This window comes from Urechidicola vernalis (genome assembly GCF_031846385.1).
Lineage (GTDB): Bacteria > Bacteroidota > Bacteroidia > Flavobacteriales > Flavobacteriaceae > Urechidicola > Urechidicola vernalis.
In genome coordinates, this window is the sequence record NZ_JAVRHV010000005.1 from 63,271 (window position 1) to 78,792 (window position 15,522).

The following is a 15,522-nucleotide window of genomic DNA, read 5'->3' on the forward strand; positions in this document are numbered from 1 at the left end:
ATGATTAACAAGCGTTTATTAATTAAAAACCTACTCAACCATTCAGATGAAAATAGTTTTTATGATAAAAAACAGCGCTTAAACATTTCTAATAAAATTGGAAAGGCAAAGTTTATAAAGCACATTTGCGCTTTGTCCAATTCTAATCCAGAAAACAATTCTTATATAGTTATTGGTGTAGAGGATGAATCGAATAAAATTTTAGGTGTAGACTTTTATGATGATAGTAAGATTCAAAACTTAGTTAATGCGTATTTAGCGAATCCTCCTAAAATTCAATATGAGAATATTGGGTTTCCAAAACTTCAAAAACACAAGGTAATAGGACTTGTTACAATTCACCCTACGGCCTCTATTTCCTCTTTTAAACGAAACGCATGGAAATACCCTAGAGGAACCTCTTTTTATCGCAGAGGCAGTAATTCTATGCCGACCACAGAACAATTCGAACTCAGAAATACAAACAAACCTATTGTTGAGTCGATAGAGAAAATTGCTAGTAACAATTTAGAGTTAACATTGACTGGTGTGTTTGATTTTATAAACAGTCATAACGAAGAGTACAATCCACAATTTAAGGTTTTTAAAGAGCAATTTGTGATTTGTTGGGCTGGGAAATTAAACAGAATAAATGGCCAGAATTATTACTCAAGAGTAGATATTGAATTGGTAAACGAGCAAGTTCTCTTGTTTTACTCCGTATTAGATGAAGTGACAATAGAGCACAACAATTCTTCATTTATAATTACTGAATATGTAAAACTGGGGATTAAAGAAGAGTATCAACATTTTCCTTTAGAGAAGGTTGTTATTCATTTTAAAGACAATGGTAAACACAATATGATATCTGAGTTATTATTTAAGCCGCCAGCATATGATAGAACTGTTTTACATCATATTTATAATTCAAACAATGCAATTCTAGAGAAACTTAAAACCGGTAGGTCCTTAACTAAAATTGAACAAAAGGATTTAGAAAAATTCCCTACAACGTATCTAATCTGTGCGCTAAATGATTTTGTTGACGCAAAGGATAATTTGGAAGCATCAAAATTATTTCTCAGAGCTTTAGAGGATAAAACGGCATATATACTTTATAAAGATTCGATGCGAATTTTAAGAAAGGTAAGGTATCAATAAGAATGTCAACTTGAGTTTACACCAGTCTACGGAAGATTTTGGCGTTAGGATTCAACAATACTAGAAGAGATTAATTTATTTGAAATGTCAGTCTGAGCCTGTCGAAGACCTTAAAATAAGGAAACTTCGACAGGCTCAGTTTGACAATAGTTTTTTATAAATCAAACTTGATTCCTTGCGCTAAAGGCAATTCATCAGAATAATTCACCGTATTCGTTTGTCTGCGCATATACACTTTCCATGCATCAGAACCAGACTCACGTCCACCTCCAGTTTCTTTTTCTCCACCAAAAGCACCGCCTATTTCCGCACCAGAAGTTCCGATATTTACGTTTGCAATTCCACAGTCGGATCCAGCATAAGACAAGAACTTTTCTGCTTCTTTCATTTCATTGGTCATAATTGCCGATGATAATCCTTGTGCAACGCCGTTTTGTTTATCGATTGCATTTTCAACTTCACCAGAGTATTTCATCAAATATAAAATTGGAGCAAAAGTTTCGTGCTGTACAATTTCAAAATGGTTTTCTGCTTCTATAATAGCAGGTTTTACATAGCATCCACTTTCATATCCTTCACCTTCAAGAACACCACCTTCAACCAATACGTTACCCCCTTCAGTTTTTGCTTTCTCAATAGCCGCTAAATAGGTGTTTACAGCATCCGAATCAATTAGAGGCCCAATATGATTCTTTTCATCTAAAGGATCTCCAATTGTTAACTGGCCGTAAGCCCCAACAATAGCATCTCTTACTTTATCATATACAGATTCGTGAATAATTAACCTTCTTGTAGAAGTACAACGTTGTCCACAGGTTCCAACGGCACCGAATACAGCACCAGGAACAACTACTTTTAAATCGGCTGTTGGTGTAATAATAATCGCATTATTACCTCCTAATTCTAATAATGATTTACCAAATCGTTCTGCTACAGTAGCACCAACAATTCTTCCCATTCTTGTAGAACCAGTTGCTGAAACTAAAGGAACTCTAGCATCAGTCGTCATGTATTCGCCCACTTTATAATCTCCGTTTACAATACACGAAATACCTTCAGGTAAGTTGTTTTCTTTTAAAACGTCTGCAATAATATTTTGACACGCAACTGAACATAAAGGCGCTTTTTCTGATGGTTTCCAAACGCAAACATCACCGCAGATCCAAGCCAAGGCAGTGTTCCATGCCCATACGGCTACTGGAAAGTTAAATGCAGAAATAATACCAACAACACCAATAGGGTGCCATTGCTCTCTCATAACATGCCCTGGACGTTCCGATGGAATCGTTTGTCCGTTTAATTGTCTAGACAATCCAACTGCAAAATCACAGATATCAATCATTTCTTGAACCTCACCATAACCTTCTTGAAGAGATTTCCCCATTTCATAAGAAACTAACATTCCTAATGGTTCTTTAAGTTCTCTCAATTTGTTTCCAAATTGGCGAACAATTTCTCCGCGTTGTGGAGCAGGCATATTTCTAAAAGATAAAAATGCTTTAGTAGAAGCATCCATAACCTTGTCATAATCTTCTCTAGTAGCCGTAGAAACCTTTCCGATTAATTGACCGTCAACAGGAGAATAAGACTCGATTATTGGACCATTTCCAAAGTTGTCTGAACCTGTGGAAACACCATTATTTAGTTCCTTTAACCCTAAAATTTCAAGTGATTTTTTAATATCTGTCATTACTAAGTTTTTTATGGTTAAAACTACAATTTTAAAAGGAAAGATACTTAGAGTTAGATTATTGAATTTTCAATCGGAATTGATGTACAGGATTAATTTAACAATGGTTTTTAAAATAAGGGTGAATGAATCACAATACAATAATTAGGTTACTTCATTTTAAATAAAAATCCAAATTCTCAGAATTCGAAACTATTTATTCGAACAGTGAAAATTTGGATTCAATATTGTGGATAATAAAGTTCTTTTATACTACCGGAACCTCTATTGTTAAAAATAAATCTTGGCCATCTGCATCTTCTCCTTGGTAGAATTTAAATATATAAGGTTCTGTTTGCAATGCCTGAACTGGTATAGAGAAAGTAACCTCTCTAATATTAGGTGTACAAGGAATGCCATCATCAATATGAACAATTGGGTAGATTAATCTAGAAGTACCTTCATAAAAATAATCGTATTGGTTGTAAAAAAAGTGACAACTATCGTCTAATTCAATGGTAACTTCAACTCGATAGGTGCGTCCAAATTCAAATTCCTCTGGAACATCAGCGCTAATTACTTCTGTGTACTCTAAATGATAATCGTGATAATCGTCATCATCATCGTTACAAGAAATAAAGGTCGTAATGGCTAAAATAAGTAGTAAATACCGTTTCATAATTTTAATATTTAGGGTTTATATGATTAAAAATACGGCTAGTTGATGGCCAAATTTATAGTATTTTTGCGACACGAATGAAACCAAAACTCAATTTTAACATATCGAGTCGAATTCAGTTTGAAGAACAAGCACTTGAAATATTTCGATTTCAAGCGAAGAATTGTGCTGTATATCGCGATTTTATAAAACACCTTAAGGTAGATGTTTCTTCTGTTTCTAATATTAGCGAAATTCCTTTTTTACCCATTCAGTTTTTTAAGTCTCATACAGTTGTATCTAACAATGACGCCGTTGAACAGACATTTTTAAGTAGCGGAACCGGAGGAATACAGAGCAAACATTTTGTAACGGACCTTACTGTATATGAAGAAAGTTATCTAAAAGGGTTTGCGCATTTTTATGGAAATATTGATAACTATATTTTATTGGCGTTATTGCCAAGTTATTTAGAACGTGATGGATCTTCTTTAATTTATATGGTAGACGATTTAATTAAAAAATCGAAAAGTGAAAAAAGTGGTTTTTTCCTTAAAAACAACTCAAAATTTAAAGAAATCGTTCAAAATTCATCATTAAACAATAAAAAATTGCTGATTTTAGGTGTTTCATATGCTTTGTTAGATGAGGCTGAAAAGCGTGAAATTGACCTTTCAAATGCCATTGTTATGGAAACAGGTGGTATGAAAGGACGAAGAAAAGAAATGATTCGCGCTGAATTGCATAATGAATTAACAAGAGGCCTTAATGTAGAAAAAATACATTCAGAATATGGTATGACCGAATTGCTTTCTCAAGCTTATTCCAAAGGAGATGGAATTTTTAAATGTCCACCTTGGATGGATATTTTGATACGGGATACTGAAGACGCTTTGTCTTTATTGCCAAACGGAAAAACAGGAGGCGTAAATGTTATCGATTTAGCCAATATCAATTCTTGTTGTTTTATTGCAACCCAAGATTTAGGAAAGAAATTTGATAATGGAACTTTCGAAATTTTAGGGCGTTTTGACAATTCGGAAATAAGAGGCTGTAATTTGTTGATAAACTAGGGTTTAGTTTGTTTTTTACAAACAATAATTTTAAATTAGCGTTTAAGAGATTGTTGTGAACCCCATTAATTCAAAGAAATACTTATGGATAGAATTAATGTACTTGAGGGAAGAAATGATCGATTTAAGGTTTTTACTAAAGAATTACTGGCAGAAACTAACGACCAAGAATTACAAGAAATTGTAAAAAAAGCGGCTGATGAACTTTCAAGCCCTATAGCTTTAGTTAGTCTTGTTCTTGACCACATCCAATTTTTTAAAGCTTTTGTTGGATTGCCTGATGATTTAGCTTCGGCAAGAGGAACACATAGAGATGTCTCATTTTGTCAATTCGTGGTTCGATATGGTGAACCGTTTGAAGTGAATGATGCTCCGAATGATTCAAGAATTCCGCAACATGTTGTCAAAGAGTATGATATTCAATCTTATTTAGGAGTGCCTATTTTAGTAGAAGATGTTGTGGTTGGCTCGTTGTGCGTTCTTGATTTTAAGAAGAGGGGGTTTACGGTTCAGGATAAAGACAATTTGCAAGAATTGTCATTACTTGTAAATAAAAGACTTGTAGCGATTACAAAGGAGCGAAAGCACAAGAGGCTTGATTTAACTGAGGCCACTTTAAAACCTGCTCTTTCGGAGTTGTCACAAACGTTTAAACCAATTCAACAATTTATCAATCAAGGATATTCTGCCGTAGCTTCAATAAGATCTTTTATTCTGCATTCAAAATATAAACATCGAGAAAATACTCAGGAGTCGATAAAATCAAAGTTGTATTTGGAAGCAGCTTCCGAAGCCAATCAATTGAATGAAAGTTTACTTCGAGAAATTGAATTTGCAATTAGAGATGGGGAAGATTGTGTCGCCGCACTTGAGCAATTAATATTAAATATAGAATCTACGAAATTATCAGAAATAATAATTTCAGCCCAAGACCTATCTAGAAATGCAACAAATTTAATTGGGGGATTTTCTTTGCCAGATTTTAAATCTGACCCTTTAATTTATACGAAAGGTAATTGGGCCATTGCAATAATTACAAATTGTCTTTTAATTATATCCTCAGAATTGCATAGTTTAAATTCAAGCAATGGAATTCAATTAGTAATAAAAGAGAAAGACAAAAATGTTGAATTACTTTTTACAGCAATTGATATGAAAAGAGTTAATATTAAGAATACTCTAGGTCAAATGAAAAAATTATTAGAGAAAAAATATCCTACGTTTTCATTTGATTCAGTCGAAGAAAAAATAAGAATCATATTTAAGACTAAAGAAATATAATAAAAGATTTTAGGTAATTCTACTTTATTCAAAAATACGTTACTCAACTTTCAATAAGAAATAACTCTTTTTACCACGTTGTAATAACACATATTTATTGGCAATTAAATCATTTGTAGTAATAACGAAGTCCTCTTTTACTTTTGTTTTGTTTACCGAAATAGAGTTTTCTTTTAAGGCTCTTCTTACTTCTCCATTAGATTTTAAAAATCCAGTCTCTGCAAAGGCAGGAACTATTTCGAATCCATTTTCAATCTGATTTCTAGAAACTGAAGCCTGTGGCACACCTTCGAATACATCTAAAAAAGTTTGTTCATCCAATCCTTTTAAATCATCTGAAGTAGACTTTCCGAATAAGATGTTAGATGCTTTAATAGCATTGTCATACGCTTCTTGTCCATGGGTCATAATGGTTACCTCTTTACCAATTGTTTTTTGTAATAAACGCATATGAGGTGCTTCTTTATGCTCTGCAGTTAATTTTTCAATAGTTTCTTTATCTAAAAAGGTGAAGATTTTGATAAAGTTTTCTGCATCTTCATCAGAAGAGTTTAACCAATATTGGTAGAATTTATAAGGCGAAGTTCTTTTAGCATCTAACCAAACATTTCCACCTTCGGTTTTTCCGAATTTAGTTCCGTCTGCTTTTGTAACTAATGGCACTGTAATGGCATAAGCTTTTCCTTGTGCTTTTCTACGGATTAATTCAGTCCCAGTGGTTATATTTCCCCACTGATCAGAGCCACCCATTTGTAGTTTACAATTCTTCTCTTTGTATAAGTGGTAGAAATCGTATCCTTGAAATAATTGGTAGGTAAATTCTGTAAAACTCATTCCGTCTGTATTCTCGCCAGAAATTCGTTTTTTAACAGAATCCTTTGCCATCATGTAGTTTACGGTGATGTGTTTACCGGTGTCACGTACAAAATCGATTAGTGAAATATCTTTCATCCAATCGTAGTTATTCACCAATTCTGCACTGTTTTCATCAGATTCAAAATCGATATAGCGTTCTAATTGCTCTTGTACTCCGGCAATATTTTTTGCTAAGGTCTCTTCGTCTAACAAATTTCTTTCCGCAGATTTTCCTGATGGATCACCGACCATTCCGGTAGCGCCACCAACTAAAGCGATTGGTTTGTGACCGGCTAATTGAAAATGTTTTAAGATAAAGATTTGAACTAAACTTCCAATATGTAAAGAGTCTGCAGTTGGATCAAATCCGATATATGCACTCGTTTTTTCTTTTGCAAGTTGCTCTTCAGTTCCTGGCATGATATCATGTAACAAGCCTCTCCATTTCAATTCTTCTACAAAGTTCTTCATCTTAAAAAAATAATTTTTGGCAAAGATAAAAATCAATGAATAATTAAGAATGAATAATTTAGTTTTCTTTACTTTCGTTCTATGATATTAGTTACAGGAGGAACGGGATTGGTTGGAGCCCACTTATTGGTGAAATTAACCCAAGAGAAGCTACCAATTAGAGCCATACACAGGAGCAGCAGCAATTTGGACGCTGTTAAAAAGGTGTTTTTCTACTATTTTAAAAAGGTTGATAGTTACTTTGATAAAATTGAATGGGTAGTTGCCGATATTACGGATACGACTTCTTTAGAACCGGTTTTTAAAGATGTAGAATTTGTATACCATTGTGCTGCGATGATTTCTTTTCACCCAAAAAAGTATCGCTCCATGCGCAATATAAATATTGAGGGAACAGCAAATATTGTGAATTTTTCTATTGTACAAGGTATTAAAAAATTATGTTATGTAAGTTCTATTGCGGCTGTAGGTAAACCTACAATCAACGGATTAATAGATGAATCTACCGAATGGAATGTAGAAACCAGTAATTACGGATACGCTATTACAAAACATGGTGCAGAAATGGAAGTTTGGCGCGGAACACAGGAAGGATTGGATGCGGTAATTGTGAATCCGGGGATAATATTGGGCGAGGGATTTTATAATCAAGGATCTGGTAAGTTGTTTTCTAAAGTGAAGAAAGGATTAAAACATTATACAAACGGCACAACTGGTTATGTTGATGTGCAAGATGTTATAGATATAATGATTCAACTTTTAAATAGTAGTATTGTAAATGAACGGTATATTTTAATAGCGGAAAATAGAAGTTTTAAAGAAGTTTTTACACAGATTGCAAATGGTTTTAATTTAAAACCACCATCTAAATTAGTTTCAGTTTTTATGACAGAAATAGGTTGGAGATTGGCTTTAGTTATGTCTTTTTTAACAGGTAGAGAACCGATGTTAACGAAAAATTCTGCAAAATCAATTCATAAGAAAAGTGAGTTTTCCAACGCCAAAATTTTAAAAGCATTAGATTATAATTTCAAATCAGTGGAAGAGTCCGTTAAAAGGATTTGTGATAATTTCTAGTTATTTCTGAATACCTTCAGTTTGTGGAGGAGGTACTAATTTTGGGTTTTGAATATTACCAATTTCAAATTCTTCTGTTTTTCTATAATCAGAAACAGATTTTGATTCTTCAACTTGAAACCCCCATAATAAAATTGAAACTTTTGCAGAGGTCTTATTAGTTATTTCTAACCCAGCAAAAATAGAATTTTCCAATTTGTCCTCAAAGACGTATCTAGTCCATTTATCAGTTACATTGACAACTCCCCGGACACTACCTGTATGCCAACCAATAATATATTCTTTATTATCAGCTGATTTCATCCAACAAGATAATATTTTAGGGTTATTCGTTTTCCCCACTTTTTGTCTTATCCAACTTCTATTCCGTTGGTTTTTATTTGGCTTTATTTCAAAAATGATTTTATCAGCAGAATCTTGTCCATTAGGCGCGGATGCAAAATTTGAAATAATGATTGGAGAAGAGCTATCTCCTGAATTACCTTTTAACCAAATGGAGTTGTTAAAATCTTCGCTAAATGATATTAAATTTATTCTATTTTCATCAAGTTGAGCAACTCTTTTTCTTTTCTCTTCTGAATTATTGTATTTGCCATCAATAGAATCCTGAACAAAAACTTTTCGATCATAGTCCTTTTCCATTTTTCCGAGGCGCTCTTTAACAGCCCTTAGCATTTTAGTATAATCATCGATCCGGGTTGAGTAATAGTAATTACTGCGTGCAAATCGGGCACTATCAATGCCGTATTTTTCATAAACCAGAGGCATGTATTCTACCAATCGCTGTCCATCCGAATTTTTAATATTTCTAGCACCATTTGCCAATTGAATATCTAGAATCAAGGCAATCATTTCATCCTTTTTTATGAGATCATCGGGTCTTTTGTAAATGGTATTACTAGTACAAGAAACAATAAAAAGGATTAAAAGAATGTATAGACTAAACTGTTTCATTATCTATTAAATAAAAGGCGTTTTCCTTTAATGGTGTCGTTAAATTGACCTTTGTTATAAATTAAATTACCATTGACAAAAGTATGTGTAATTTTCGAATTAAAGGTAGTTCCTTCAAAAGGTGACCATCCACATTTATACAACACGTTCGATTTTTCTACCGTCCAAGGGTCATTTGGATTTACTAGAACTAAATCAGCATAATAACCTTCTCTTAAATAGCCTCGTTTTTCTACCTGAAAAAGAATCGCTGGGTTATGACACATTTTTTGCACCAATTTTTCGATAGAAATAACCCCTTCACTCACTTTGTTTAATAGGGCAACCATGGCATGTTGAACTAATGGTCCGCCGCTAGGTGCTTTGGTATATGAATTTTCTTTCTCTTCAATAGTATGAGGTGCATGATCGGTTGCAATTACGTCAATTCTATCGTCTAACAAAGCCTTCCACAGTCCAGCCCTGTCGTTCGCTGTTTTAACAGCGGGATTCCATTTTATAAAAGTTCCTTTTGTATCGTAATCATTTTCTTCGAACCATAAATGATGTACACATACTTCTGCGGTAATTTTTTTCTCTTCTAGCGGAATATCATTTCGGAACAATTCTGTTTCTTTTGCCGTTGACAGGTGGAAAATATGTAGCCTTGCTCCGGTTTTTTTAGCTAGAGCAATGGCTTTTGATGATGACAGATAACAAGCTTCTTCACTTCGTATTTTTGGATGCAATTTAATGGGAATGTCATCACCGTATTTATCAAATTGCTCTTTGAAATTCTTTTTAATTGTCCCTTCATCTTCGCAGTGTACAGAAATAATCAGATCTGTAGATGAGAAAATCTTCTCTAAAACTTCTTCGTTGTCTACTAACATATTTCCCGTTGAAGAACCTAAGAATAATTTGATTCCGGCAACATCTCTTGGGTTGGTTTTTAACAACTCTTCCAAATTGTCATTTGTACCACCAAACATAAAAGAATAATTAGCATAAGAAGACTCGGATGCTGTTTTAAACTTATCCTCTAACAATTCTTGAGTGGTTGCTTGTGGCACTGTATTAGGCATTTCAATGAAGGAAGTGATTCCACCTGCAACAGCTGCTCTACTCTCCGTACCTATATTTGCCTTGTGTGTTAATCCAGGCTCTCTAAAATGAACTTGATCATCTATAGCGCCAGGTAGCAAATAAGACCCATTTGCATCTATTACATTAACTTCAGATTCGTCAATATTAATTGAAGAACCTATCTGTGAAATATATTCTCCTTCAATCAATAAATCGCGTTTAAAGGATTTCCCTTCATTAATTAACAGCGCATTTTTAATCAGTACTTTTTGCATTTTCTTTTGTATTTGGTAGTCCGTTTAACCTCATTTTTAACACTCCAAAAATTGCCTCCGAAATAATGGAGCCATTCATTTTTGATTTCCCTCTAATTCTGTCAGTAAAAATAATGGAGACTTCTTTTATATTGAATCCGCGCTTCCAAGCTTTAAATTTTAATTCAATTTGAAACGCATAACCCACAAATTGGATGCTATCTAAGTCTATTGTTTCCAAAACCTCTTTCCTATAACAAACAAAACCGGCTGTTGTATCTTTTACAGGAATACTAGTTACAATTCGCACATATTGCGAAGCAAAATAGGACAACAAAATGCGTTTAATATCCCAATTTACAACGTTAATCTGACCTTTTAAATAGCGAGAACCCACAGCAACATCAGCATTGTTGGTTGCACATTCAGCGTACAATCGTATCAAATCATTTGGATTGTGAGAAAAATCAGCATCCATTTCAATAATGTACTCATAGCCTTTTTTTAATGCCCATTTAAATCCATGAATATAGGCAGTACCAAGACCGGTTTTTTCATTTCGAACTTCTAAAAATAATCGTTCTGGAAACTCGCCTATTAAATCAGCAACAATCTCGGCAGTCTTATCAGGAGAATTATCGTCTACAATTAAAATATCAAACGCCTTTTTTTGAGAAAAAACAGCACGAATAATAAGTTCAATATTTTCTCGTTCGTTGTAAGTAGGAATAATGACTAAAACGTCGGACATATATTTTTATTGAAGCACAAAGATACTGTTTTTTATTACTAAATTTGTGTTAACTTTTACGGTAAACGCTACTTACTTAATGAATCAAATTTCTCTTCTACTACCTATAAAAGGCGATTGGATTACTGCAGCTTTTTTGCTAATATTTCTGCTATTGGTAGTTGCAAAATACATATACAAAGAACGACTGCTAGAATTGACATTTGTGCTGTTTAATAAGCGCTATTTAATAAATTACCGCAATGAGCAAGGAGATTTCTACAATTTGTTCTACATCCTATTATTTTCGGTTCAAATTTTAGCACTGTCCTTATTAATTTATTTAACAGCTCATTATATAGATGTTGATAATAGAATAGCTTCAATTCCATTTTTATTTTTAAAAATAATAGGAGTATTAATTTGTTATTTTTTAATTAGGCATTTAATAGGCATGTTTTTAGGGCAAGTGTTTCAGCTAAAAAAAGCGCAGGAAAAATTGGCATTTGTTAAAATATCCTATTTATTTTCTGTTTCCATTCTTATTCTTCCCTTTTTGATTTTTGCATATTATGTAAATAGTTATGGATTATTAGCATTTCGATTATTGATAGTTGTTTTAAGCATATTATTGATTATGAGATATGTATTTACACTGAAATTTAATAAAAGTGTGGTATTAGGCGGTTTGTTTTATTTTATATTGTATCTTTGTGCCCTTGAAATAGCACCCTTGTTGTTAATTTTCAAAATAATCAATTAATACGATATTTTATGAAAGTGAAAACAATTCTGGTTTCCCAACCAGCCCCTAAATCAGAAAACTCCCCATACTTCGAGTTGGCTGACAAGCAAAAGGTAAAAATTGATTTTAGATCCTTTATTCACGTGGAAGGAGCCTCTGCCAAAGAAGTAAGACAGCAAAAGATAGACTTAGGTCAATTTACGGCGATTATTTTTACTAGTAGGAATGCCGTAGACCATTTCTTTAGAATTGCTGAAGATATGCGTTATAAAGTGCCGGATACTTTAAAGTATTTTTGCGAGTCTGAAGCAATTGCATATTATCTTCAAAAGTATGTGGTTTATAGAAAACGTAAAATTTATGTGGGTAAAAAGACGTTCCCTGAATTGGTGAAGTTGATTAAGAAGCATAAAGAAGAGAAATTCTTACTACCATGCTCTGATAAGTTAAAGCCATTAATTCCTTCTGAATTAGACGCCTTAAATATTGAGTGGTCAAAAGCAGTGTTTTATAAAACTGTGGTAAGTGATTTATCTGATTTAGAGAACGTATTCTATGATGTTTTGGTTTTCTTTAGCCCATCAGGAATTGATTCTTTATTCAAGAATTTCCCTGAATTTAAACAAAACAAAACACGTATTGCTGTATTTGGAAACTCAACAGTAAGAGCCGCTGAAAAAGCAGGTTTAGATTGTAATATAAAAGTTCCAACTCCAGAAACACCATCAATGACAATGGCTTTAGAAAAGTATATTGTTGATGTAAATAAAAAATAAGAACAATTCAATTGTTTCAATAAAGGTCGTCTATTTAGTCGGCCTTTTTTTATGCGAATAAGTTATCGTACAACTCTTCAATTCTAGAAATTAAGACTATTTCTATTCCGTTAAATGGCTTGCTTAATTTGTTATACTTAGAGATAAATATTTTTTCAAACCCTAATTTTTCTGCTTCTAATATTCGTTGTTCTACTCTGTTAATCGGCCTTATTTCCCCAGCCAATCCAATTTCTGCTGCAAAGCAAAATATTTGTGGAATGGCGTCATCTTCGTTTGATGATAGGATTGCAGAAACAACGGCTAAATCAATTGCAGGGTCGTCTACTTTTATACCTCCCGTTATATTTAAGAACACATCCTTGGCGCCCAATCTAAAGCCAGCACGTTTCTCTAAAACGGCCAGTAACATATTTAAACGTTTAAGATCATAACCAGTAGCCGAACGTTGAGGTGTGCCATAAACCGCTGTGCTAACTAGCGCTTGCACTTCAATCATTAATGGTCGCATTCCTTCTAAAGTAGCGGAAATTGCGGTACCACTAAGAGATTCATCTTTTTGAGAAATTAATATTTCTGAAGGATTGTCTACTTCTCGTAATCCAGTGCTTTGCATTTCATAAATTCCTAATTCTGCTGTAGAGCCAAAACGGTTCTTTTGAGCTCTTAAAATTCTATAGGTATGATTTCGGTCGCCTTCAAACTGAAGCACAACATCGACCATATGTTCCAAAATTTTTGGCCCAGCAATATGCCCCTCTTTGTTTATATGGCCAATTAATAAAATGGGGGTTGAGGTTTCCTTTGCAAATTTTATCAATTCTGCAGTCGTTTCTCTAATTTGAGAAATACTTCCTGGAGAAGCCTCAATAGAATCTGTATGCAGTGTTTGAATGGAGTCTATAACGACTAAATCAGGTTGAACTTCTTCTAGGTTTTTAAAAATATTCTGAGTCTTTGTTTCAGTTAAAATATGACAATTTGAGTTGTTATTTTTAAGTCTTTCAGCCCTCATTTTTATTTGACTCTGGCTTTCTTCGCCGGAAACATAAAGTACATTTTTTTCAATTGCTAAAGCAACTTGTAAGGAAAGTGTGGATTTTCCTATACCTGGCTCACCGCCAAGTAGAATTAATGATCCACGAACGATGCCGCCTCCAAGAACTCGATTCAATTCGTTGTTTTGAGTATGGATTCTGTCCTCTTCATTTAGAACAATGTTATCAATTTTAAGCGCTTTCGCTGCCTTTTTTGGGGCGTTATTTTGTTTCCAACTTCGTTTTTCTTCTTTTTGAATAACTTCTTCTACAATGGTATTCCACTCGTTACAAGATGAGCATTGCCCCAGCCATTTTGCATATTGAGAACCGCAGTTTTGACAAAAAAAGGTCGTTTTTGTTTTAGCCATTAAATTTGATTGATGTACAAAGAAAAGAAATTATTTCTCTTTGTTTATCAAAGGAAGTAATAAAAAAGAAAGCCCTCCAAATACTAGGACCATCAGGGTTTGTGCTGTCCACATAATCCAACCAAATGCTTTAGCCGGATTTTCCTCAACGCCATATAGGATAAATGCGCTTGCAACAAAAATAGGATATACTCCTAAGCCTCCGTTTGTTATTGCCATACTTAACCCTCCAACGACAAAACCAACAATAATCGCTCCGAATGGTAGGTTAGAAGTTTCTGGCAAGGCAAATGTTACTACATAAAACATAAGTACATACATGAGCCAAATAAAGATAGTGTGAAAAATAAAAGCCCATTTATTTTTCATTTTTAAGATCGACTTAATACCATCTAATAACCCCAACAGGAAAGTTTTAATTTTAATAGCGAATGGATGAGACGACTTTCTTATTAAAGCAATAGCAATTAGACCTATTACACCTGCTATAGTTAAAGAAATTATTGACTGTTTAGGATTGATAAGGCCACTGTTAAATAAAAAATCAGCTTGTACAAAAAAAGCTATTCCAACAATGGTTAAAAGCATTAATACATCGGCAATTCTTTCGGAAACAATTGTTCCCAATGCATTGTCAAAAGGAATGCCTTCATATTTTTTAATTGCAGAAGCTCTTGCAAACTCACCTGCCCTAGGTATTGTTAAATTAACCAAATAGGCGATTAAAACAGTAAAAACTAAATTGGAGTATTTAGGTTTGTATCCTAATGGCTCAATCATAAACCTCCACCTATAGGCTCGTGAAAGATGACTTAAAATCCCAAGGAATAAAGAAAGAAATACCCACCAATAATTAGCCGATTTAAAAGAGTTCAAAATAGCCTCTTTATCTGCATCGGTAAGTTTTGATAGAAAATACCAAATCAAAAACACTCCCAAGGCAATTGGAAGTACTGTGAAAAGAATTTTTTTAATTCCTTTATTCAAAATTATTGCAATAAATTGTTTTCCTCATTTGGGAAAACTAAGGAAGGCTTAAATTCTTTAGCTTCTTCAATATTCATAATCCCATAAGCGATAATGATAAGAATATCACCAACAGCAACTCTTCTTGCTGCTGCCCCGTTTAAGGTTATTTCTCCACTCTTTCTTTCACCAGGAATTACGTACGTTTCTAAACGCTCACCATTGTTGTTATTTACAATCTGAACCTTTTCTCCTTCAATAATATTTGAAGCCTCCATTAAATCCTGATCAATGGTAATACTACCAATGTAATTTAAATCGGCTCCGGTTACTTTAACCCTGTGTATTTTAGACTTTACGACCGTTACTTGCATGCGGCAAAATTAATTATTTTTATTGA

15 protein-coding genes are annotated in these 15,522 nt (G+C 33.5%); 6 read left to right on the forward strand and 9 right to left on the reverse strand.

Annotated elements, in window-relative coordinates:
- Positions 1–1,140 (forward strand): ATP-binding protein, encoded by a 1,140-nt coding sequence (locus RM519_RS10385; RefSeq protein ID WP_311593740.1) that lies wholly within the window; start codon positions 1–3, stop codon positions 1,138–1,140.
- Between the two features lie 154 nt (positions 1,141–1,294).
- Here RM519_RS10385 and amaB read toward each other — a convergent pair whose 3' ends face one another.
- Both amaB and RM519_RS10395 read right to left on the reverse strand, forming a co-directional pair.
- A complete protein-coding gene (gene amaB, locus RM519_RS10390) occupies positions 1,295–2,830 on the reverse strand; it encodes an L-piperidine-6-carboxylate dehydrogenase (protein WP_311593741.1) in 1,536 nt (511 codons plus the stop codon).
- Between the two features lie 247 nt (positions 2,831–3,077).
- Complete coding sequence (locus tag RM519_RS10395; RefSeq protein ID WP_311593742.1) at positions 3,078–3,488, reverse strand: hypothetical protein; 411 nt, start codon at positions 3,486–3,488, stop codon at positions 3,078–3,080.
- A gap of 77 nt (positions 3,489–3,565) precedes the next feature.
- On the opposite strand from RM519_RS10395, the gene RM519_RS10400 reads away from it, so the two are divergent.
- Together RM519_RS10400 and RM519_RS10405 are read left to right on the forward strand one after the other, a co-directional pair.
- Complete coding sequence (locus RM519_RS10400) at positions 3,566–4,540, forward strand: LuxE/PaaK family acyltransferase (protein ID WP_311593743.1); 975 nt, start codon at positions 3,566–3,568, stop codon at positions 4,538–4,540.
- Between the two features lie 84 nt (positions 4,541–4,624).
- Positions 4,625–5,821, forward strand: coding sequence for a GAF domain-containing protein (locus tag RM519_RS10405; RefSeq protein WP_311593744.1), 1,197 nt, complete (start codon positions 4,625–4,627; stop codon positions 5,819–5,821).
- A 39-nt stretch (positions 5,822–5,860) separates the two neighbouring features.
- Here RM519_RS10405 and tyrS read toward each other — a convergent pair whose 3' ends face one another.
- Complete coding sequence (tyrS, locus tag RM519_RS10410; protein ID WP_311593745.1) at positions 5,861–7,147, reverse strand: tyrosine--tRNA ligase; 1,287 nt, start codon at positions 7,145–7,147, stop codon at positions 5,861–5,863.
- Positions 7,148–7,228: 81 nt separating this feature from the next.
- On the opposite strand from tyrS, the gene RM519_RS10415 reads away from it, so the two are divergent.
- Positions 7,229–8,224, forward strand: a complete 996-nt coding sequence (locus tag RM519_RS10415) for an NAD-dependent epimerase/dehydratase family protein (RefSeq protein WP_311593746.1) — start codon at positions 7,229–7,231, stop codon at positions 8,222–8,224.
- On the opposite strand, the gene RM519_RS10420 is transcribed toward RM519_RS10415, so the two are convergent.
- The 3 genes from RM519_RS10420 to RM519_RS10430 are packed head-to-tail and all read right to left on the reverse strand — an operon-like array spanning position 8,225 to position 11,248.
- Entirely contained in the window at positions 8,225–9,178 is a 954-nt protein-coding gene (locus RM519_RS10420; protein ID WP_311593747.1) for a DUF4296 domain-containing protein, read from the reverse strand.
- Complete coding sequence (locus RM519_RS10425) at positions 9,178–10,518, reverse strand: dihydroorotase (RefSeq protein WP_311593748.1); 1,341 nt, start codon at positions 10,516–10,518, stop codon at positions 9,178–9,180. The genes RM519_RS10420 and RM519_RS10425 overlap by 1 nt, the downstream gene beginning before the upstream one ends.
- Complete coding sequence (locus RM519_RS10430; RefSeq protein ID WP_311593749.1) at positions 10,499–11,248, reverse strand: polyprenol monophosphomannose synthase; 750 nt, start codon at positions 11,246–11,248, stop codon at positions 10,499–10,501. Before RM519_RS10430 ends, RM519_RS10425 begins: the two co-directional genes overlap by 20 nt.
- Positions 11,249–11,327: 79 nt before the next feature.
- Here RM519_RS10430 and RM519_RS10435 point away from each other — a divergent pair, with 79 nt between their 5' ends.
- A complete protein-coding gene (locus RM519_RS10435; protein ID WP_311593750.1) occupies positions 11,328–11,990 on the forward strand; it encodes a DUF4271 domain-containing protein in 663 nt (220 codons plus the stop codon).
- Between the two features lie 11 nt (positions 11,991–12,001).
- Positions 12,002–12,748 carry a uroporphyrinogen-III synthase gene (locus RM519_RS10440; protein WP_311593751.1) on the forward strand — a complete coding sequence of 249 codons (747 nt, stop codon included), beginning with the start codon at positions 12,002–12,004 and terminating at the stop codon, positions 12,746–12,748.
- A 49-nt stretch (positions 12,749–12,797) separates the two neighbouring features.
- Here the strand turns inward: RM519_RS10440 and radA are convergent, their stop codons facing one another.
- Genes radA through panD form a run of 3 tightly spaced genes read right to left on the reverse strand, consistent with a single transcriptional unit; the run spans position 12,798 to position 15,496 of the window.
- A complete protein-coding gene (radA, locus tag RM519_RS10445; RefSeq protein ID WP_311593752.1) occupies positions 12,798–14,156 on the reverse strand; it encodes a DNA repair protein RadA in 1,359 nt (452 codons plus the stop codon).
- A 30-nt stretch (positions 14,157–14,186) separates the two neighbouring features.
- On the reverse strand, positions 14,187–15,143 hold the full coding sequence (locus tag RM519_RS10450; protein WP_311593753.1) for a lysylphosphatidylglycerol synthase transmembrane domain-containing protein: 957 nt from the start codon (positions 15,141–15,143) through the stop codon (positions 14,187–14,189).
- Positions 15,144–15,145: 2 nt separating this feature from the next.
- Positions 15,146–15,496: an aspartate 1-decarboxylase gene (panD, locus tag RM519_RS10455; protein ID WP_311593754.1), complete on the reverse strand. Its 351-nt coding sequence runs from the start codon at positions 15,494–15,496 to the stop codon at positions 15,146–15,148.
- Positions 15,497–15,522: the final 26 nt, after the last annotated feature.

What these genes read in the sequence shown, in the direction of transcription:
- RM519_RS10385 (WP_311593740.1), top strand. Translation starts at nt 1, where the DNA reads ATGATTAACAAGCGTTTATTAATTAAAAACCTACTCAACCATTCAGAT.
- amaB (WP_311593741.1), bottom strand. Translation starts at nt 2,830, where the DNA reads ATGACAGATATTAAAAAATCACTTGAAATTTTAGGGTTAAAGGAACTA.
- RM519_RS10395 (WP_311593742.1), bottom strand. Translation starts at nt 3,488, where the DNA reads ATGAAACGGTATTTACTACTTATTTTAGCCATTACGACCTTTATTTCT.
- RM519_RS10400 (WP_311593743.1), top strand. Translation starts at nt 3,566, where the DNA reads ATGAAACCAAAACTCAATTTTAACATATCGAGTCGAATTCAGTTTGAA.
- RM519_RS10405 (WP_311593744.1), top strand. Translation starts at nt 4,625, where the DNA reads ATGGATAGAATTAATGTACTTGAGGGAAGAAATGATCGATTTAAGGTT.
- tyrS (WP_311593745.1), bottom strand. Translation starts at nt 7,147, where the DNA reads ATGAAGAACTTTGTAGAAGAATTGAAATGGAGAGGCTTGTTACATGAT.
- RM519_RS10415 (WP_311593746.1), top strand. Translation starts at nt 7,229, where the DNA reads ATGATATTAGTTACAGGAGGAACGGGATTGGTTGGAGCCCACTTATTG.
- RM519_RS10420 (WP_311593747.1), bottom strand. Translation starts at nt 9,178, where the DNA reads ATGAAACAGTTTAGTCTATACATTCTTTTAATCCTTTTTATTGTTTCT.
- RM519_RS10425 (WP_311593748.1), bottom strand. Translation starts at nt 10,518, where the DNA reads ATGCAAAAAGTACTGATTAAAAATGCGCTGTTAATTAATGAAGGGAAA.
- RM519_RS10430 (WP_311593749.1), bottom strand. Translation starts at nt 11,248, where the DNA reads ATGTCCGACGTTTTAGTCATTATTCCTACTTACAACGAACGAGAAAAT.
- RM519_RS10435 (WP_311593750.1), top strand. Translation starts at nt 11,328, where the DNA reads ATGAATCAAATTTCTCTTCTACTACCTATAAAAGGCGATTGGATTACT.
- RM519_RS10440 (WP_311593751.1), top strand. Translation starts at nt 12,002, where the DNA reads ATGAAAGTGAAAACAATTCTGGTTTCCCAACCAGCCCCTAAATCAGAA.
- radA (WP_311593752.1), bottom strand. Translation starts at nt 14,156, where the DNA reads ATGGCTAAAACAAAAACGACCTTTTTTTGTCAAAACTGCGGTTCTCAA.
- panD (WP_311593754.1), bottom strand. Translation starts at nt 15,496, where the DNA reads ATGCAAGTAACGGTCGTAAAGTCTAAAATACACAGGGTTAAAGTAACC.